Below are 18,531 nucleotides of genomic sequence, written 5' to 3' on the forward strand. Positions count from 1 at the left end.
GTTCTCCTTTCTTATTTCATGTTTTTAATAACACCTAAAAGGGCGCAAAAGATTTGCCAAGTATAAAAATGTGACAAAATAGCATGAGTATTAAGGAGTTAAAGGACAAAATGACCTTTTTTATCTGGGAGGAATGACGAATTTGCTATAAAATATCATTTGTTATATGTTGTGTATATTAGAGTAATCTTAATCTGTGATGAAAGAAAATAAATATTGAAAAGTGGATAAATAAAAGTATTGTAGTATCTTTATCCGCTGTAATAATATATAAGGTATATGAGTGATAAGCCCCAAATAAAACTTTCTGAAACAGTGGTGTTGATTGACGCTGCTTTCTTGAATTTTGTAATAACAGATATAAAAGGATATTTTGAAAAGACTTTGCATCGTTCTTTACAAGAGATAGACCTCTCGAAGTTGACCACCTATATAACTTTGGATGCAGGGATTACAGAAGGGAAGAATGAAGTGCAATTCCTTTTTGTGTATGATAAAGAATCCAGTCGGTTGCAATATTGCCAACCTTCCGATTTGCAGGAAGAACTGAATGGAGTTGCTTTCCAGAGCCCTTATGGTGAGTATTCTTTTGCCAGTGTCCCATCGGAAGGGATGGTGTCGAGGGAGGATTTATTTTTGGATCTACTCTCTATCGTTTCCGATTCGGCTGACGTGAAAAGAATAATCGTTATTTCTTTTAATGAGGAGTATGGAAAGAAGGTGACGGATGCTTTGCGTGAAGTGAAAGACAAGGATATCATTCAATTCCGTATGAATGAGCCGGAATTTCCGGTAGATTATAAATGGGATATATTGGCTTTCCCTGTCATGCAGGCGTTGGGAATAAAGGCAGAAGAGTTGTAATAGTTATTGTGTATTTATTCTTCCCGTAATTCATTATTCGTCATTGATTTCTTAACTGTTAATCATAATTGTCGTGTCCGATTTTCGTTTAAAAGTATTTCAGAGCGTAGCAAAGAATTTAAGCTTTACGAAGGCTTCGCAAGAGTTGTTTGTCAGCCAGCCTGCTATCACTAAACATATTCAGGAGTTGGAGACTTACTATCAGGCTCGTTTGTTCGACCGTCAAGGAAGTAAAATTTCGCTGACTAAGGCTGGAGAGTTATTGTTGAAGCATGGCGAGAAGATTCTGGACGATTATAAACAGTTGGAATATGAAATGCATCTGTTACATAATGAATATATTGGTGAACTGAAACTGGGAGCCAGTACTACGATTGCGCAATATGTACTTCCTCCTTTGTTGGCAAACTTTATAGCCAAGTTTCCGCAAATCAATCTTTCTTTAATTAATGGAAATTCCCGGGGAGTGGAAGCCGCCTTGCAAGAACATCGAATTGATTTAGGATTGGTAGAGGGTATCTTCCGTTTACCTAATCTGAAGTATACTCCATTTTTGCAAGATGAATTGGTTGCTGTGGTGCATACTCTGAGCAAATTGGCCGTTCCGGATGAGATAACTCCAGAAGATTTGCCAAATATTCCTTTAGTATTGCGGGAAAGAGGTTCTGGAACATTGGATGTATTTGAACGCTCTCTGTTGCAGCATAATCTAAAGCTCTCTTCTTTGAATGTATTGATGTATCTTGGTAGTACGGAGAGTATCAAGCTTTTTTTGGAACATACGGAGTGTATGGGAATTGTTTCTATCCGTTCGGTGCATAAAGAGCTGGTAGCCGGTAATCTGCGTGTGATCGAAATAAAAGGAATGCCGATGCTGCGCGAGTTTAACTTTGTGCAATTACAGGGGCAGGAGGGAGGATTATCACAAGTATTTATGCGTTTTGTCGGACATAATAGTAAGAGCCTGTAGGGTTTGGGAGTTTTCCATCGCATTTATAACTTGAATTCAGCTAGATTGTTATTATCAGGGTAAAGTGGATGAGATAACAAAAAGAAAATTGGAAAAATAACTAAAACTACATTTATATGGGCTGTTTAATGAATTTATTGTGGCTGTTGCTTGGTGGTATCTTTACTGCTGTTGAATACCTCATCTCAAGCATATTGATGATGCTTACCATTATTGGCATTCCGTTTGGTATGCAAACCTTGAAATTGGCAGGGCTTGCTTTGTGGCCTTTTGGTAAAGAGGTAAGAAGTGGGAACCGCTCCAGTGGTTGTCTTTATATATTAATGAATATTCTGTGGATATTTTTGGGTGGCATTTGGATTTGTCTGTCCCATTTGGTTTTCGGGGTTATACTGTGTATTACTATCATTGGTATTCCTTTTGGTTTACAGCATTTTAAGTTGGCAGCCTTAGCGTTATCACCTTTTGGGAAAGATATTGTAACAGTGTAGAAATATAGAGGAGGCATTCTCCTATAATTAAAAGTTATGATGTATAATTAGAAACAATTAGCCTGTTTTGATTGTTTGATGTATCTTTGCGCCCGAGAAAAATGTAAACTTAAAAATAGAAGATATGTTTGAAAAAGGAAACAGAGCGAACACTTTACATGGTATTCTGCTAATAGCTCTATTCTCATTTGCGGCATTTTATATTGCCGAAGTTCCTATTGTGAAAGAACTTTCGTTTAGTCCGTTGATTGTTGGTATTGTGCTAGGGATGCTTTATGCCAACAGTTTGAGAAACAAACTTCCTGAAACATGGGTACCCGGAATTAAGTTTTGTACAAAACAAGTGTTGCGTTATGGTATTGTGCTTTACGGTTTCCGGTTGACGTTAACGCAGGTTGTGGCCGTAGGTTTGCCTGCTATTATTGTTGATATAATTATTGTGGCTGGTACCATATTTCTTGGAATATGGTTTGGACGTTTGTTGAAAATGGATAAAGATACGACCTTGATGACTTCTACAGGCAGTGCTATATGCGGAGCGGCAGCAGTACTTGGGGCTGAGCCGGTAGTGAAGTGCGAAGGGCATAAGACTGCTATTGCAGTTTCTACAGTTGTGATATTCGGTACAATTTCAATGTTTTTGTATCCTATTATGTATCGTATGGGCTGGTTGGGCGGACTATCGGACACAGGTGTTGCTATTTATACCGGAAGTACCTTGCATGAAGTGGCACATGTGGCAGGTGCAGGCAATGCGATGGATCCTACTGATGTTTTAGGGATTGCCGGAACAGCTACCATTACTAAAATGATTCGTGTCATGATGTTGGCTCCGGTACTTGTCATTATGAGTTTTGCATTGGCGAGTCGTAAAAAAGTATCTGTTAATGGTACGGTAGAGAAGAGTAGAATCAGTATACCTTGGTTTGCTTTTGGATTTATCGGCATTATTTGTTTGAATTCATTCTTACAATATTTGTGTGGAGTGGATAGTGTGAAGGAAATCCCGTTAAACGGAACAATTGAATATATTGATACCTTTATGTTGACAATGGCTATGACGGCTTTGGGTACAGAAACTAGTCTTGACAAATTCAAACAGGCTGGTGCCAAACCGTTTGTATTGGCGGGAATGCTTTATATCTGGTTAGTTGTGGGAGGTTATTGGATAACGAAATATTTGCTTGAAATATTCTAATTAATATTTATCTTTTTCTCCTAACAAGGAGAGGAGAAAAACAAGTCCCGCAGAGTGAATATTTGTAATAGACATTACAGATATCCTCTGCGGGACTTGATGTATCGGGGAGAACTTCTTTTATTTCTTCTTCAATTCTTCGAAGATCAATCCTTCCAGTTCTTCAGCCAATTCAGGATTATCCATGATACATTGCTTGGCGGCATCACGTCCTTGTCCTAATTTAGTGTCGTTGTAGCTATACCATGAACCACTTTTCTTGATGATTCCCAAGTCAGCACCCAAGTCGATGATTTCTCCGGAATGGGAGATACCTTCACCGAACATGATGTCAAATTCAGCTCTGCGGAAAGGAGGTGCTACTTTATTCTTCACCACTTTCACCTTAGTCAGTTTACCGAGAATCTCTTCGCCATCTTTGATAGGTTGGCTACCACGGATATCCAGACGTACAGAAGCGTAGAACTTCAAAGCGTTACCACCAGTTGTTGTTTCCGGATTACCGAACATAACGCCGATCTTCTCACGCAACTGGTTGATGAAAATACAAGTCGTACGTGTCTTGCTCACAGCAGCCGTCAATTTACGGAGTGCCTGCGACATCAAACGTGCCTGAAGACCTACTTTGTTGTCACCCATGTCGCCCTCAATTTCCGCTTTAGGAGTCAGTGCGGCTACAGAGTCAATAACGATGATGTCGATAGCAGAAGAACGGATCAGTTGTTCCGCAATCTCCAACGCCTGCTCTCCGTTATCCGGTTGAGAGATGTAAAGATCATCGATATTTACGCCTAGTTTAGATGCGTAGAAACGGTCGAAAGCGTGTTCGGCATCAATAAAAGCAGCGATACCTCCGGCCTTTTGTGCTTCAGCAATGGCGTGAATAGCCAATGTTGTTTTACCGGAAGACTCCGGGCCATAGATTTCGATGATTCTACCTCTAGGATAACCTCCAACGCCAAGTGCCACGTTTAGGGCAATAGAGCCTGTCGGGATCACTTCTACTTGTTCAACACTATCATCACCCATTTTCATGATAGAACCTTTACCGAAGCTCTTTTCTATCTTTTCCATGGCAGCCTGTAAGGCTTTTAGTTTTTCGCTTGATGCCATTTTATTATCTGTTTCAAAATTAAGTTCGTCTTTCTTTGCCATACCTTATTCTTATATAATTAAGGAGTTATTGATTTAAAATCTGTGAGGCATGTTCCTTGGTCTTCACTTCTTTGGGAGTGATAATCCGTTCTACGATTCCTTCTTCATTTATCAGGAAAGTAGTGCGGAAAGTCCCCATGTAAGCACGTCCGTACAGTTTCTTTTCTCCCCATACTCCAAATTCTTCTACTAACTTTTTGTCAGTGTCAGCAATCAGAGTGAAAGGAAGATTGTTCTTTTCGATGAATTTCTGGTGCGACTTTTCATTGTCTACGCTGACACCGATTACTTCATAGCCGGCTTTACGTAGTTCGGAATAGTTGTCGCGCAGATTACACGCTTGTGCGGTGCAACCTGATGTACTGTCCTTTGGGTAGAAGTACAACACAATTTTTTTTCCTTTATAAGCACTTAAATGGATTTCTTCGCCTTTCTCATTGATACCCAAGACTTCCGGTGCTTTATCTCCTACGTTTATCATAACTTTCTTTTTAATGAGCAAGTGTACTCTTATAATTCCAAATCCTTGTCAAACTCTTCATGCCAGGGAAGACCTTGCTTATTGAGTTGTTCCATGAACGGATCCGGATTGAATTCTTCCACGTTGTTTACACCCGGACGGTTCCATTCGCCTTTGAAGAACATCATGGCTCCAATCATTGCCGGAACTCCGGTGGTGTAGCTAACTCCCTGCATACCAGTTTCCTGATAAGCTTCCTGGTGACTACAGTTGTTGTATACATAGTAAGTACGTTCCTTACCATCTTTCAGACCACGGATACGACAACCGATAGAAGTTTCTCCTTCGTAGTTTTCTCCTAAATCCTGCGGGTTAGGCAATACAGCTTTCAAGAATTGTAATGGTACAATCTTCATTCCGTTATAGTCAACCTCGTCGATTCGTGCCATACCGATGTTTTGGATAACACGTAAATGGGTTAAATACTCCTGTCCGAAAGTCATCCAGAAACGTGCACGTTTGATAGTCGGATAATGTTTCACCAATGATTCCAGTTCTTCGTGATAAAGAAGATAAGAGTCACGTGGACCGATGTTCGGGTATGTCAGGTCTTTGTGGATTTCCAACGGACCGGTAGTAACCCATTCGCCATTCTCGAAATAGCGTCCGTTCTGTGTAATTTCGCGGATGTTGATTTCCGGATTGAAGTTTGTAGCAAAAGCCTTATGGTGGTTACCTGCATTGCAGTCTACAATGTCCAGATATTGAATCTCATCAAAATAATGTTTAGCTGCATAAGCAGTATAGATACCGCTTACTCCCGGGTCGAATCCGCAACCGAGGATAGCTGTCAGACCTGCTTCTTTAAAACGATCGTGATAAGCCCACTGCCAGCTATATTCAAAATGAGCTTCATCTTTCGGCTCATAGTTAGCGGTGTCCAGATAGTTCACTCCAGCTTTCAGACAAGCTTCCATAATCGTCAGATCCTGATAAGGGAGAGCCACATTAATCACCATTTCCGGTTTGAAATCATTGAATAAGGCTACCAGCTCTTCTACATTGTCTGCGTCAACTTTAGCTGTTTTTATATTGGGGTTACCTATTGCCTCGACGATTTTATCGCATTTCTCTTTCGTACGACTGGCAATCATGATATCTGTAAATACATCGGCATTTTGTGCCACTTTGTGTGCAACGACAGTGCCAACACCGCCCGCACCAATAATAAGAACTCTACCCATTTCGTTAATTGCGAATTAAAATATTAAGAATATTAGAATTGTTAGCTTTGCAAATATACGTGATTATTTTCAGATAATCATTGCGCAGCTACTCCTTTTTATTTGTAACGTTGCAAGGTTCCGTTTTCGAATTCCAGCGTTTTGCCATTGTAGAACCAGGTTTCGAAACGACTGTCTTTTTTCAGCTCGATTTCTATCGGATCGCCAATGGATAAACGACATTCTACTGTGCTCATTCCTGCCTCCAAATCACCTCGGGAGATAATCTGCCAACGGCTTTCTGTAATGCCCGGATATTTCTTATGTATATCCTCGAATCCGAAAAAGTCCTCGATATAATTATCATTTTTGACAATCACGTCATATTTCAGATCTGTTTCCAATTCATAGATTGCCCCGTCCCTGTCCGTTAATGACAGGGTAGCCAGGCTGCCGGGAGGAGATAATTTAATCTCTTTTATTTGCAGAACCGTATATCGGGGCAAGTGAATACGTGATTCGGTCTGTTTATCTTCAAAAGATACGATTCTTTTGGCAGGCAGCATTTTTTTAGGATAAACGGTCATTCCCAGGTATTTATTTTTCAGACTTTCAATAGTTCCCAGACTCTTGTTGGTGAAGCTGAATGCATTTGAAAAATATTTCATTCTCTTTTCGCCTTGAAAATCATTCAGGTCCATGCCGGAGTTTGTTCGTGAGAGAGCGACTTCCAAATAATAAGAATGTCCCTGTGTATCTTTGAATACGATCTTCACAGGATATGCCTGGCTGCCGACTCCGATAGCGGTAATCGTAGCTTCCGTATTGACAGGAACTGCTATATCCCGGTAGCCGGAATAATTGTTGGCATCGTCTACCCGGGCACTTTCAGATTGTATATAGACTGTTTTTCCTACTAACAACTCCTTGGCAGTATCTACATCTTTCAGATAAACCAATCCATTGATACCGGCACGGGGAGCTTTCTCGCAAATCTGGTCCAGCCGCATGTTCTTTATGTCATAATAATATTTTCCTTCCTCACATTCGAATACGAAGCGAGTGGAATAGTTAGTTCCGGTTGATATATTTTGAGCCTTCTCTTCTGTTCCCGTGAAAGTGAGAATCTTGTGCTTCAGCAGGCTGTTGTCTATTCCTTTTTCGGTGTCGTAGCTGGAAAGAGTAGGAAGGAACATGTTCCGTGTAGAAGGAACAAACATAAATTTCATTCCTGGTGTCCATTTACACAGCGGTTGCAGTGGGAAGTTACTTTTGATGAACTGCTCTTCTTCGCCTACAGGGATTTCCTGCGTGGAAGGAGTAGTGACAATGTAATCACTTTGAGCTGTGATAGGACACCTGCCACAACAGAATAGAATTAAAGACAGGGCAATTATTCTCATATTTGTTTACTTTAAGTGAACTATGTAAATTGTTCGTTTGTTGTATATCTATTGGCAAATGTATATATTTTATGTTGTATTGGATGTTATTTCCCAATCTTTTTGATATCTTTGCCCCTGATTTTAACTTAAACGTTATAACAATATGAAGAAAGTATTTGTTTCAATTTGCATTGCTGGTGTAGCACTTGCAATGTCTTCGTGCCGTTCGGTTGAGAAGGCAATCCCCCTATCATCTATTAATGGTGAATGGAATATCATAGAAGTCAATGGCTCGAAAATCACTCCGGGCGAAAGTAGAACCCTTCCTTTTATCGCTTTTGATACAGCAACCGGTCGTGTGTCCGGCAATAGTGGCTGTAATCGTATGATGGGTAGCTTCGATGTAAATGCGAAGCCGGGAAGCCTTGAACTTACAGGAATGGCTAGTACCCGAATGATGTGTCCGGATATGACTACTGAAAATAATGTGTTGAATGCTTTTGCTCAAGTAAAAGGATACAAGAAGGCAGGTAAAGACAAGATGTATCTTTGCAATTCGTCCAACCGTCCGGTTGTCGTTCTACAAAAAAAAGAGGCTGATGTGAAACTTTCGGTTTTGAATGGAGAATGGAAAATTAAAGAAGTGAATGGTGAAGCAATTCCTTCCGGTATGGAAAAACAACCTTTCATTGCTTTTGATGTGAAGAAAAAGACCATTCATGGCAATGCAGGATGTAATTTGATTAATGGTGGTTTTGAAACCAGTACAAATAATGCCAAATCTATTTCTTTCCCGGGAGTAGCAAGCACAATGATGGCTTGTCCTGATATGGAAACAGAAGGTAAGGTGCTGAAAGCTATCAATGAAGTGAAATCCTTCGATGTGTTGTCCGGTGGTGGCATTGGTTTGTATGATGCAAACGGTGCATTGGTCATCGTGTTGGAAAAGTAAAAGAAGAATTATATATAATAGGATATGCCTGTGTCGCACTTGACGACACAGGCATATTTTTTTTCCTTTATCGAACCAGAACCGCTTGTATTTGTTTAAAGAAACAGTTACTGATTGGCTTTGGATATGACTATGTCAGCAGTGTTTATTTATTAAAACTGTCTTTTTGGCAGATATTATGTCATGCATTCGTATAATTTCCTTTTGGCACACGGTTTGCTTTTTAATAAGCGTCCGTTCGCGACGAAGCTCCCTGATAAGAGCAGAGAAACAACCGGACAAAAAGAAATCATTGAATAAATAATAAATAAAAAAAATAACGATCATGGGAAAAATTATTGGTATTGACTTAGGAACTACAAACTCTTGTGTTGCCGTATTCGAAGGTAACGAACCTGTAGTAATTGCAAACAGTGAAGGTAAACGTACGACTCCTTCTGTTGTCGCTTTCGTTGATGGTGGCGAACGTAAAGTGGGGGATCCTGCAAAACGTCAGGCTATTACGAACCCTACACGTACAATCTTCTCTATCAAACGTTTCATGGGTGAAACGTGGGATCAGGTACAAAAAGAAGTGACTCGTGTTCCTTATAAAGTAGTGAAAGGTGACAATAACACTCCACGTGTTGACATCGACGGACGTCTGTATACTCCGCAGGAAATCTCTGCAATGATTCTTCAGAAAATGAAGAAAACTGCTGAAGACTATCTCGGACAGGAAGTAACAGAAGCTGTTATCACCGTTCCTGCCTATTTCTCCGACTCTCAACGTCAGGCTACAAAAGAAGCCGGACAGATTGCCGGTCTGGAAGTAAAACGTATTGTAAACGAACCGACAGCCGCAGCTCTTGCTTACGGTTTGGATAAGGCTCACAAAGATATGAAGATTGCTGTATTCGACCTTGGTGGTGGTACATTCGATATCTCTATCCTCGAATTCGGTGGTGGTGTGTTTGAAGTTCTTTCTACAAACGGTGATACTCACCTTGGTGGTGACGACTTCGACCAGGTAATCATCAACTGGCTGGTACAGGAATTCAAGAACGACGAAGGTGCTGACTTGACTCAGGATCCGATGGCTTTGCAACGTCTGAAAGAAGCTGCTGAAAAAGCTAAGATTGAACTTTCTTCTTCTACAAGTACTGAAATCAACTTGCCGTATATCATGCCGGTAGGTGGTGTGCCTAAGCATTTGGTGAAGACTTTGACTCGTGCAAAATTCGAATCTTTGGCTCACGAATTGATTCAGGCTTGTCTTGAGCCATGTAAGAAAGCAATGAGCGACGCAGGTCTGAACAATGCTGATATTGATGAAGTAATCCTTGTAGGTGGTTCTTCCCGTATTCCGGCTGTTCAGAAGTTGGTAGAAGATTTCTTCGGCAAGACTCCTTCTAAAGGTGTGAATCCGGATGAAGTGGTAGCTATTGGTGCGGCTGTACAGGGTGCTGTTTTGACAGATGAAATCAAAGGTGTAGTATTGTTGGATGTTACTCCGTTGTCAATGGGTATCGAAACACTGGGTGGTGTGATGACTAAGTTGATCGACGCTAACACTACCATTCCGGCTCGTAAGAGTGAAACATTCTCTACTGCTGCCGATAACCAGACGGAAGTTACTATCCATGTATTACAGGGAGAACGTCCGATGGCTGCACAGAACAAATCAATCGGTCAGTTCAACTTGACAGGTATTGCTCCGGCTCGTCGTGGTGTTCCTCAAATTGAGGTTACATTCGATATTGATGCGAATGGTATCTTGAAAGTATCTGCTAAAGATAAGGCTACCGGTAAAGAACAGGCTATCCGTATCGAAGCATCCAGCGGCTTGAGCAAGGAAGAAATCGAAAAGATGAAGGCCGAAGCTGAAGCTAATGCTGAAGCAGATAAGAAAGAACGTGAGAAAATCGACAAGCTGAATCAGGCTGACAGCGTAATCTTCTCTACTGAAAATCAGTTGAAGGAATTAGGTGATAAGTTGCCGGCTGATAAGAAAGCTCCGATTGAAGCTGCTTTGCAGAAATTGAAAGATGCTCACAAGGCACAGGATTTGGCGGCTATCGACACTGCTATGGCAGAAATCAATACTGCCTTCCAAGCTGCAAGTGCTGAAATGTATGCACAGAGCGGTGCACAAGGTGGGGCACAGGCTGGTCCTGATATGAATGGTGGTGCTGGGCAGCAAGATAACAGCAAGCACGGAGATAACGTTCAGGATGCTGACTTCGAGGAGGTCAAATGATTCCGATAAGGAAACAGAGAATAAACAATAAGCAAAGGCGTGCAGCTCAATGAGTTGCACGCTTTTTGCGTTTATGGGGTTCATGGTTGCTATGTGTTTTCTATGGGCTTTTTTATCTCTTATTTGCGACATATTTGCGACACGTCTTATTTGGCGATAAGGTACAACTTAGACTGATATAAACCATTTATAACGAGAAGAATATGCCAAGAGGAAATTACACCATTCAAAGAAGTTGTGAGGAGTGCGGTAAAATCTTTACTCCTCCCACATTGATGTCAAAGTATTGTTGTCCAACTTGTTCCAAGAGGGCATACAAGAAAAGGCAAATCGCAAAAGAGAAAGAGGCGATACGTCAAGCATTGGTCAAGCGAATACCATCCAACAAGGGGTATCTGACAGTTAAAGAGTCTGTGCTGATTTACGGCATTAGTAAAGATGTACTTTATCGTATGATACGGCAGGGCTTGATACCATCATACAATTTTGGTCAGCGTCTGACACGCCTTAGTCGGCAGTATATGGATGAACACTTCAAAACAAAGGCTGGCAGTAGAAAGAGAAAAAAGGAAGCATTGTCCTTTGAACCCAAAGACTGTTACACTATCGGAGAGATTGCCAAAAAGTTCCATATCAATGATAGCAGTGTCTTTAAGCACATACGCCGTCATTCTATTCCTACACGCCAAATTGGTAATTATGTTTATGTTCCCAAATCTGAAATTGATAAATTATATAAGTCGTTATGAAGAAAGCATTACCTAATACCAAAGTGACCGTCAAGCTCAGAAGGTCGAATTACAAAGAAGAGTGGTATCTGATTATAGAGTCGTACCCGGTTTACAAGAGAGGTTCTAAACGGGCAAGCCGTGTGGTGGAATCTATTAACCGGACTATATCCACACCTGTTTGGGATAAGTCGTCCATTGCACGTATCTTGCCGGATGGAACATTCAACTATAAGCCTAAGCGTGATTTGAATGGAATCATCCAATGCCGTTCAACGATAGACCAAGAGGCTTGTATCTATGCAGACAATGTGCGTAAGTTACGCCAACACGAATATGACAGTGCCGTCCTATACACTGATAAGGAAAACGAAATCGCGGCACAAAATGAACGAAGCGAACAGGACTTTATCAAGTACTTCAATGGCATCATCAGCAAACGGCATCCCAATAGCTCTAATTCAATCATAGTCAACTGGACCCGTGTGGGAGAATTATTGAAAATCTATTCGCAAGGCAACCCGATTCCGTTTAAGACGATTTCCGTAAAACTACTTGAAGACATCAAGATGTTCCTGTTACGTGCCCCGATGGGAGGCAATAAGAAAGGAACTATCTCACAGAATACGGCATCCACCTATTTCTCCATCCTCAAAGCCGGATTGAAGCAGGCATTCGTTGATGAATATCTGACGGTTGACATCAGCGCAAAAGTAAAAGGAATAACAAACATAGAGACGCCTCGTGTTGCACTTACTATGAATGAAGTGCAAATGTTGGTTGATACTCCTTGTAAAGATAATGTTTTGAAACGTGCGTTCTTGTTTTCTATCCTTACAGGATTGCGACATAGCGATATTCAGTCATTGAAGTGGAAGCAGATTCAACAGACAAGCAAAGGTACATGGCAAGCGGTCGTGATTCAGCAAAAAACAAAACGACCCGATTATAAGCCAGTCATCCAACAAGCCCTTCAACTATGTGGTGAACGCCCAAGTAATGATGAAGCACTTGTCTTCGAAGGATTGACAGATGCCTCTTGGATTTCCCGTCCTTTGAAAGCTTGGATAGAAGCATCTGGCATCAAGAAGCATATCACCTTCCATTGCGGTCGCCATAGCTACGCTTCGCTATTGTTGGAAAATGGTGTTGACATATACACCATCAAGTCTTTAATGGGACATACAAATGTCAAAACCACGCAGATTTATACGCATATCGTAAATGAGCAAAAAGAGAAAGCTGCTAATACGCTGTATATAGAAAATTTGGCTTTATAGGTTATAGTGGAAACTTCCACCATTGAGCACCAACGACTTATATAACATCAACGACACACTTGCCACCGTATCCCCCTCATGAAGCATCGGCTTTTTGAGGGGGATTTTGTTGCATAGACGTTCTCCGTGAAGAGGGTATTAGTCCTAATTGTGGTTTATCCCTATTTTATTTTCTCTTTCAGCAAATCATTATGTTAATGAAAATTAAATCCGTCGGTGGCAAATAAGTGGCTAATTGGTGGCTTTCAAGCACCTATTTGGCACTCATAAACATCCCTATACTTTTGCGGCATCAACTTTAATACGAAGAAAATGGCTTATAAAGTAAATTCATTGGAGGAAATGCCAAATGCGTTGTCCTACCTGATTGAGTCCGTAGAAGTACTACAATCCAAAGTAAATGCCTTGCAACATAAGCAGGCAAGTAATTCACCCAAGTGGATGGATATAGACGAGCTTTGTGCTTATCTGCCATCACATCCAGCCAAACAGACAGTTTATGGATGGGTATCTACCAAACAGATTCCCGTACATAAAATAAATAAGGCTTTGGCTTTTCTGCAATCGGAGATTGACGATTGGTTGAAGAACAAATCGCACAAGACCCAAGATGACTTAATGGAAGAAGCCAGACGATTTGTCGAATCTAAAAAGATTATCAGATGATGGGAACGACAGATTATTGCTTTTCGTTCTTTCGCAAGCCCATTCAAAACATCGAACCGATAAGGGCGGTAGGCATTGTGGATGTGTATCGCTATGTCATCGGGCATTATGCGCAACCACAAACCGCATCCCTGCGTTCGATGCTACCTTCTCCCGAATCCAAAAGATACAAAGCCACCCATTTCGACTATTGTACTTTTTCGGGATTATTCCGTAAACGGAGTGAAAAGGAACTGATTATGCACTCAGGATTGATGTGTCTGGATTTTGACCATGTGGAGAATATCGTGGAGCTAAAACAGCAATTGCTCAATCATGAATATTTCGATACGGAACTGTTATTTGTTAGTCCATCCGGTAGCGGATTGAAGTGGATAATACCTGTTGACTTGAAAGGATGGGAACATTCCCGGTACTTCAAGGCTGTCGCCAACTGTATCAAAGCAACAGGTTTGCCATCAGTGGATATGTCCGGCAGTGATGTGGCTCGTTCTTGCTTTCTGCCATACGACCCACAAGCATATATTAACCCTAAATACAAAGATGATGTCGAAGAAAATATTTTCCGCCCAAGATTGGGAGAATGTCCCTTCTGAAGTACTGCAAACACATACGCCTGATATTGTCCCTATATATAATAAGGTTAAAGACGATGTGGAAAGTGTTGTTCGGGAGATAGAACAACGTGGCATTGATATAGCACCCAATTATAAAGATTGGATGGAGTTGGGTTTTGCACTTGTTGATGGATTAGGAGAGAACGGACGGGAGTATTATCATCGCATCAGCAGATTTTACCCTACTTATCAAAGGGAAGAAACTGACAAACAATATACGCATTGTTTGCAATCCAAAGGGCAAGGCATTACTATCCGTTCTTTCTTCCATTTGGCAAATCAAGCCGGAATCTCATTGGCTCCATCCAACAAAGAACATTTATCCATTTTGCCAAATATCCAAAATGGCAAAACGGGCAAATGGATAAAGTCAGAGGAAGAACTTCCTGCATTTCCTGAATGTGTGTTTGAGCATCTTCCTCCTTTTCTAAATGAGATTGTCAACAATTCCATTTCGGTGGATGACCGTGACACGATATTGATTGGAACTATTGTGTGTTTGTCGGTTTGCTTTTATAATGTTTGTGGTGTGTACGATGAACGCATTGTTTATCCGAATCTATATCTGTTTGTTGTGGCAGATGCAGGTATGGGAAAAGGGGCATTAACCCTATGCAGAGAACTGGTAGTACCCATTAATCGCAATTTACATGAACTCTCAAAGCGATTGGAACAGGAATATAAAGAAGCGATGAATGCTTATATCAAAGGTAAGAAAGATAATGGAATGACTATGCCAGCCGAGCCGCCCATGCGTATGCTTGTCATTCCTGCCAATAGCAGCGCAAGCTCTTTCTTGAAGATACTGGGAGATAATGACGGAATCGGACTGTTGTTTGAATCGGAGGGCGACACGTTAAGCCAAACATTGAAGTCGGACTATGGCAATTATTCCGATGTGTTGCGAAAGGCATTTCATCATGAGTTGGTAAGTTTGAGCCGTCGCAAGGATAGGGAGTATTGTGAAGTAGCTAATCCAAGAGTGTCAGTAGCTTTGGCTGGAACTCCCGAACAGGTAAGAAGGTTGATACCTGACGCGGAGAACGGATTGATGAGTCGCTTTTGTTTCTATATCATTCGCTTCAAGCGAGGTATAAGAAATGTGTTTGCCACAAGCGACATTTCCCAATCCAAGAATGCCAAGTTCAAACTATTGGGAGATAAGTTCTGCCATCTGCATGAGGAATTTGTACGACAGGGAAATTATTCATTCTCCCTTCCCTCCGATTTACAGGAACACTTTATAGAATACCTCAGCCGTGTGAATGAGGAGTGTTGTGACGAAGTGGATAACAAGATGCAAGGAGTAGTCAGACGGATGGGACTGATTGCTTATCGTATAATGATGGTGTTGACCGCTGTCCGGCATTTGGAGAATGTACATCGCAATTCTTCCTCACATGACAAGACAAAGCAACTGGTCTGCCATGAGTTTGACTATTCTACAGCCATGAATATTTGCGAAACCTTACTTTATCATGCCGTATTCATTTATCAGAATTTGTCAGGATATCAGTCCAAACGATTCAATTTCGCTTCGCAAGAGACCGGCGTTTATGCACGAAGGAATACCCTTTATAATATGTTACCCGATACTTTTACAAAGAAGGATTATGATGCACAGGTTTCATCTTTGGGCGAAAATGGAAGTACTGCAAACAAGTGGATAGAAGCCTTTATCAAAGATGGTAAGCTATGCCGAATAGAGCAAGGGAAATATAGGAAGATTTTTTGAGTGGCAAGTTTGTGTTTTAGTGCCACTAAAACCTATGCGGCAAGCGGATAAACTGCCACTCTCAAAAAATCAATTCATGAACATTGAAAGTTAAGATAAATATGAAGGAGAAGAAACTTGGCGGTCGCCCTAAGTTGGCGAACTATCAGAAACGTACCAAATGTTTTCGGGTAATGTTTACCGAGAACGACTATATCTATATCCAATCCAAAGCGGAACAGGCAGGATTGTCTGTCAATGAATTTTGCCATCAGGCGGCAATGGATTGTCAGGTCTGTCAACGTATCAGTCCTGAAATGGTATCGGCAATCCGTGACCTTTCCGGCATCGCTAATAATGTCAATCAGATTGCCCATCAGATGCACACTTATGGTTTAGAAGCAGTCAAACAACAATACTTTTCAATCATATCAGAAGTCAGTAGAATTATCACTCAAGTAAAGAACAATAGCCATGATAGCGAAGATTAAAACAAGAGCAGATTTCGGAGGAATAGTAAATTACGCCAATGACCAAAAGAACAAGAAGAAATGTGCCATACTTTTAGCACACGAAGGTGTCTGTGCCATCAGTAATAAAACCATAGCCGATTCTTTTCAGATACAAGCGTCCATGCGTCCGAAAGTAAAAAATCCGGTGAAACACGTATCACTTGCTTTCTCTTCGCAGGACATTAACCGTTTCCCCGATAACGAAGAAGGAGATGCACTGATGGTAGAGATTGCCAAGAAATGGATGGAACAAATGGGCATCCGCAATACTCAATATATTATAGCCCGACATCATGACACGAAACATCCACATTGTCATTTGGTGTTCAATCGGATAGACAATAATGGCAATCTCATTTCTGATAGCAATGAAAGGATACGTAATACTAAAGTATGTCGGGCTTTGACTAAAGAATATGGACTGTACTTTGCCCCAAAGAATAGTAAAGCCAGAAACAAGAGTCGTTTGCGCCCTTATCAATTACGGAAGTATAATCTACGTTCTGCAACTCTTGATGCACTGGCTGTATCTCGTTCTTGGAATGATTTTCTTGGCATTCTCAAAAGTCAGGGTATAGGTATGCGCTTTAATCATACAGATAACTCTGATAAAATTCGTGGTATATCATTCTGTCAAAATGAGTATAGTATAGCTGGTTCTAAACTTGACCGTGATTTGAGTTTTAACAGCCTTTGCGCTACATTGGGCAATGTGGCATCTGAACTGATTGTTCAACCTCACCAAGCCATAACTTTCAGTGGAGGTGGAGGAATATGTAATGAACAGGGATGGCGAGACGACAAAGACAAGGATAACCAAAGAAACGAACCTTTTTATAAACCCTCAAAACGTAGAAGATAATGAAAGAAGATGTAGTAGCTGCAAATCTTGCTAATTTGCGCCAAAGTATCAACGAGCTAAAAGAGTGTATTGAAAAACAGAATACTACAATTCCCAAACCAGATCAGTCTGTAAAAATAGATTTTGACGAAAAGACCATTTATAATGGAGTCGCCAAAAGTTTCTGTACTTGCTGGAACGATGCGTTATCAGTGGTGAAGAAGCATATCTGGAAGCAACAATCGGACACATTGCCGTTCTCGCTATGGTTTCCGAAGCTTATTGAATTATTCAAGCAGAAGTCCAGATTTCTTGAATATCTTTATCGGCACGTTTGCGATTATAATCTTAATCGTATGACTATTGAAGCAAATACCGACTGCATATTAAAACGGCAGGATGAGATACTTGCGAGGATCAATGAATTGAAAAGTCCGGTAACGGTTATTCCGCCCAATATCAATGGGATGTTTATACGCGGCTATCATATAAAGCTCCGATATGTTGTAGCCTTTATTGTCATCATTGTTACGTGGGCTGTTACTGCATCGGTTAGTAGCGTGAAGTATAAGGAAGAATCCTTTGCACATTATTCGATATATCGGATCGTGAAGGAACAGCATCAGAACTTGATGGAAAAAGCAGGAATAGAGCCAATAAGAAATACGGAATAGTCATCGGAGAAAATAAGTAACAGCACTTTATTGTTGCTTATTATTTCTTCCATAAGTCACTTCTGGTTCTGCCGCTATGAGTGTACTGTCTGTATCAGACAACTCGTATGTTCTTATTTTCCTGTCTTCAAGAAAAATATGATTCAATGTATAAGCTAATGACTCTAGTGTTTGTATCCGGACTTTTGGCTTTAGTTGACACTCCCAAATCGTGATACAATGCCAGCCCATAGCAGCAAGCTGGCATTGTTCCTTTTTATCTCGTTCCTTATTCCTTTCTATCTTGTTTGACCAAAAATCTATATTGGTTTTAGGTAAACGGAAATATTTGCAATTATCATGACCATGCCAAAAGCAACCGTTTACAAAAATGACAGTGCGATATTTGCGAAGCACCAAATCGGGATGACCGGGAAGGCGCGGATGATTTAGCCGATAGCGGAAGCCACGGCTAAAAAGGAACTTTCTCACCAGTATTTCAGGTTTTGTGTTCCTTCCTTTTATAGCGGACATACAACGATGGCGTTGTTCTTTAGTTAATTTATCCATATTTGTAAGGTGT

Annotated in this window: 19 protein-coding genes; 14 read left to right on the forward strand and 5 right to left on the reverse strand. The window is 40.9% G+C overall.

What is annotated here, in order from left to right:
- Positions 1–279: 279 nt before the first annotated feature.
- The 4 genes from I2I04_RS10015 to I2I04_RS10030 all read left to right on the forward strand — a co-directional run bounded on the left by I2I04_RS10015 (position 280) and on the right by I2I04_RS10030 (position 3,523).
- Entirely contained in the window at positions 280–864 is a 585-nt protein-coding gene (locus tag I2I04_RS10015; RefSeq protein WP_195654930.1) for a DUF6621 family protein, read from the forward strand.
- A gap of 73 nt (positions 865–937) precedes the next feature.
- The gene (locus I2I04_RS10020) at positions 938–1,834 is read left to right on the forward strand and encodes a LysR substrate-binding domain-containing protein (RefSeq protein ID WP_195654931.1); all 897 of its coding nucleotides are present in this window, start codon (positions 938–940) and stop codon (positions 1,832–1,834) included.
- Positions 1,835–1,950: 116 nt separating this feature from the next.
- Positions 1,951–2,325, forward strand: a complete 375-nt coding sequence (locus I2I04_RS10025) for a YccF domain-containing protein (protein WP_143260357.1) — start codon at positions 1,951–1,953, stop codon at positions 2,323–2,325.
- Positions 2,326–2,449: 124 nt separating this feature from the next.
- Complete coding sequence (locus I2I04_RS10030; protein WP_143260358.1) at positions 2,450–3,523, forward strand: YeiH family protein; 1,074 nt, start codon at positions 2,450–2,452, stop codon at positions 3,521–3,523.
- Between the two features lie 120 nt (positions 3,524–3,643).
- Here I2I04_RS10030 and recA read toward each other — a convergent pair whose 3' ends face one another.
- The 4 genes from recA to I2I04_RS10050 all read right to left on the reverse strand — a co-directional run bounded on the left by recA (position 3,644) and on the right by I2I04_RS10050 (position 7,764).
- On the reverse strand, positions 3,644–4,678 hold the full coding sequence (recA, locus tag I2I04_RS10035; RefSeq protein ID WP_004302078.1) for a recombinase RecA: 1,035 nt from the start codon (positions 4,676–4,678) through the stop codon (positions 3,644–3,646).
- 25 nt (positions 4,679–4,703) lie between these two features.
- Positions 4,704–5,159 (reverse strand): thioredoxin-dependent thiol peroxidase, encoded by a 456-nt coding sequence (gene bcp, locus I2I04_RS10040; protein ID WP_143260359.1) that lies wholly within the window; start codon positions 5,157–5,159, stop codon positions 4,704–4,706.
- Positions 5,160–5,188: 29 nt separating this feature from the next.
- Positions 5,189–6,382 (reverse strand): saccharopine dehydrogenase family protein, encoded by a 1,194-nt coding sequence (locus I2I04_RS10045; RefSeq protein ID WP_143260360.1) that lies wholly within the window; start codon positions 6,380–6,382, stop codon positions 5,189–5,191.
- 98 nt (positions 6,383–6,480) lie between these two features.
- A complete protein-coding gene (locus I2I04_RS10050) occupies positions 6,481–7,764 on the reverse strand; it encodes a hypothetical protein (RefSeq protein WP_195654932.1) in 1,284 nt (427 codons plus the stop codon).
- A gap of 145 nt (positions 7,765–7,909) precedes the next feature.
- Here I2I04_RS10050 and I2I04_RS10055 point away from each other — a divergent pair, with 145 nt between their 5' ends.
- From I2I04_RS10055 to I2I04_RS10100, 10 genes are all read left to right on the forward strand, one after another.
- Positions 7,910–8,698: an META domain-containing protein gene (locus tag I2I04_RS10055; RefSeq protein ID WP_195654933.1), complete on the forward strand. Its 789-nt coding sequence runs from the start codon at positions 7,910–7,912 to the stop codon at positions 8,696–8,698.
- Positions 8,699–9,023: 325 nt separating this feature from the next.
- Positions 9,024–10,937 carry a molecular chaperone DnaK gene (dnaK, locus tag I2I04_RS10060; RefSeq protein WP_143260363.1) on the forward strand — a complete coding sequence of 638 codons (1,914 nt, stop codon included), beginning with the start codon at positions 9,024–9,026 and terminating at the stop codon, positions 10,935–10,937.
- Positions 10,938–11,140: 203 nt separating this feature from the next.
- On the forward strand, positions 11,141–11,686 hold the full coding sequence (locus I2I04_RS10065; RefSeq protein WP_195654934.1) for a helix-turn-helix domain-containing protein: 546 nt from the start codon (positions 11,141–11,143) through the stop codon (positions 11,684–11,686).
- Positions 11,683–12,945, forward strand: coding sequence for a site-specific integrase (locus tag I2I04_RS10070; RefSeq protein ID WP_195654935.1), 1,263 nt, complete (start codon positions 11,683–11,685; stop codon positions 12,943–12,945). Before I2I04_RS10065 ends, I2I04_RS10070 begins: the two co-directional genes overlap by 4 nt.
- Before the next feature lie 312 nt (positions 12,946–13,257).
- Positions 13,258–13,611: a methylation-associated defense system helix-turn-helix domain-containing protein MAD1 gene (gene mads1, locus I2I04_RS10075; RefSeq protein WP_004313943.1), complete on the forward strand. Its 354-nt coding sequence runs from the start codon at positions 13,258–13,260 to the stop codon at positions 13,609–13,611.
- Positions 13,608–14,207, forward strand: a complete 600-nt coding sequence (locus I2I04_RS10080) for a BT4734/BF3469 family protein (RefSeq protein ID WP_195654936.1) — start codon at positions 13,608–13,610, stop codon at positions 14,205–14,207. The genes mads1 and I2I04_RS10080 overlap by 4 nt, the downstream gene beginning before the upstream one ends.
- Positions 14,158–15,963: a DUF3987 domain-containing protein gene (locus tag I2I04_RS10085; RefSeq protein WP_195654937.1), complete on the forward strand. Its 1,806-nt coding sequence runs from the start codon at positions 14,158–14,160 to the stop codon at positions 15,961–15,963. Before I2I04_RS10080 ends, I2I04_RS10085 begins: the two co-directional genes overlap by 50 nt.
- A 101-nt stretch (positions 15,964–16,064) precedes the next feature.
- Positions 16,065–16,433, forward strand: a complete 369-nt coding sequence (locus I2I04_RS10090; RefSeq protein WP_195654938.1) for a MobC family plasmid mobilization relaxosome protein — start codon at positions 16,065–16,067, stop codon at positions 16,431–16,433.
- Positions 16,417–17,316 carry a relaxase/mobilization nuclease domain-containing protein gene (locus I2I04_RS10095; RefSeq protein ID WP_195654939.1) on the forward strand — a complete coding sequence of 300 codons (900 nt, stop codon included), beginning with the start codon at positions 16,417–16,419 and terminating at the stop codon, positions 17,314–17,316. Before I2I04_RS10090 ends, I2I04_RS10095 begins: the two co-directional genes overlap by 17 nt.
- Positions 17,316–17,969, forward strand: a complete 654-nt coding sequence (locus tag I2I04_RS10100) for a hypothetical protein (RefSeq protein ID WP_195654940.1) — start codon at positions 17,316–17,318, stop codon at positions 17,967–17,969. Before I2I04_RS10095 ends, I2I04_RS10100 begins: the two co-directional genes overlap by 1 nt.
- Before the next feature lie 27 nt (positions 17,970–17,996).
- Here the strand turns inward: I2I04_RS10100 and I2I04_RS10105 are convergent, their stop codons facing one another.
- Positions 17,997–18,518: a very short patch repair endonuclease gene (locus I2I04_RS10105; protein ID WP_195654941.1), complete on the reverse strand. Its 522-nt coding sequence runs from the start codon at positions 18,516–18,518 to the stop codon at positions 17,997–17,999.
- Positions 18,519–18,531: the final 13 nt, after the last annotated feature.

This window comes from Bacteroides sp. 1001136B_160425_E2, assembly GCF_015559655.1.
Classification (GTDB): Bacteria; Bacteroidota; Bacteroidia; order Bacteroidales; family Bacteroidaceae; genus Bacteroides; species Bacteroides luhongzhouii.

Excerpts from the sequence above, each read along its gene's own strand:
- I2I04_RS10100 (WP_195654940.1), top strand. The coding sequence starts at position 17,316 with ATGAAAGAAGATGTAGTAGCTGCAAATCTTGCTAATTTGCGCCAAAGT.
- I2I04_RS10090 (WP_195654938.1), top strand. The coding sequence starts at position 16,065 with ATGAAGGAGAAGAAACTTGGCGGTCGCCCTAAGTTGGCGAACTATCAG.
- mads1 (WP_004313943.1), top strand. The coding sequence starts at position 13,258 with ATGGCTTATAAAGTAAATTCATTGGAGGAAATGCCAAATGCGTTGTCC.
- I2I04_RS10080 (WP_195654936.1), top strand. The coding sequence starts at position 13,608 with ATGATGGGAACGACAGATTATTGCTTTTCGTTCTTTCGCAAGCCCATT.
- bcp (WP_143260359.1), bottom strand. The coding sequence starts at position 5,159 with ATGATAAACGTAGGAGATAAAGCACCGGAAGTCTTGGGTATCAATGAG.
- I2I04_RS10085 (WP_195654937.1), top strand. The coding sequence starts at position 14,158 with ATGTCGAAGAAAATATTTTCCGCCCAAGATTGGGAGAATGTCCCTTCT.
- recA (WP_004302078.1), bottom strand. The coding sequence starts at position 4,678 with ATGGCAAAGAAAGACGAACTTAATTTTGAAACAGATAATAAAATGGCA.
- I2I04_RS10050 (WP_195654932.1), bottom strand. The coding sequence starts at position 7,764 with ATGAGAATAATTGCCCTGTCTTTAATTCTATTCTGTTGTGGCAGGTGT.
- I2I04_RS10055 (WP_195654933.1), top strand. The coding sequence starts at position 7,910 with ATGAAGAAAGTATTTGTTTCAATTTGCATTGCTGGTGTAGCACTTGCA.
- I2I04_RS10095 (WP_195654939.1), top strand. The coding sequence starts at position 16,417 with ATGATAGCGAAGATTAAAACAAGAGCAGATTTCGGAGGAATAGTAAAT.
- I2I04_RS10105 (WP_195654941.1), bottom strand. The coding sequence starts at position 18,518 with ATGGATAAATTAACTAAAGAACAACGCCATCGTTGTATGTCCGCTATA.
- I2I04_RS10030 (WP_143260358.1), top strand. The coding sequence starts at position 2,450 with ATGTTTGAAAAAGGAAACAGAGCGAACACTTTACATGGTATTCTGCTA.
- dnaK (WP_143260363.1), top strand. The coding sequence starts at position 9,024 with ATGGGAAAAATTATTGGTATTGACTTAGGAACTACAAACTCTTGTGTT.
- I2I04_RS10015 (WP_195654930.1), top strand. The coding sequence starts at position 280 with ATGAGTGATAAGCCCCAAATAAAACTTTCTGAAACAGTGGTGTTGATT.
- I2I04_RS10045 (WP_143260360.1), bottom strand. The coding sequence starts at position 6,382 with ATGGGTAGAGTTCTTATTATTGGTGCGGGCGGTGTTGGCACTGTCGTT.
- I2I04_RS10065 (WP_195654934.1), top strand. The coding sequence starts at position 11,141 with ATGCCAAGAGGAAATTACACCATTCAAAGAAGTTGTGAGGAGTGCGGT.
- I2I04_RS10025 (WP_143260357.1), top strand. The coding sequence starts at position 1,951 with ATGGGCTGTTTAATGAATTTATTGTGGCTGTTGCTTGGTGGTATCTTT.
- I2I04_RS10070 (WP_195654935.1), top strand. The coding sequence starts at position 11,683 with ATGAAGAAAGCATTACCTAATACCAAAGTGACCGTCAAGCTCAGAAGG.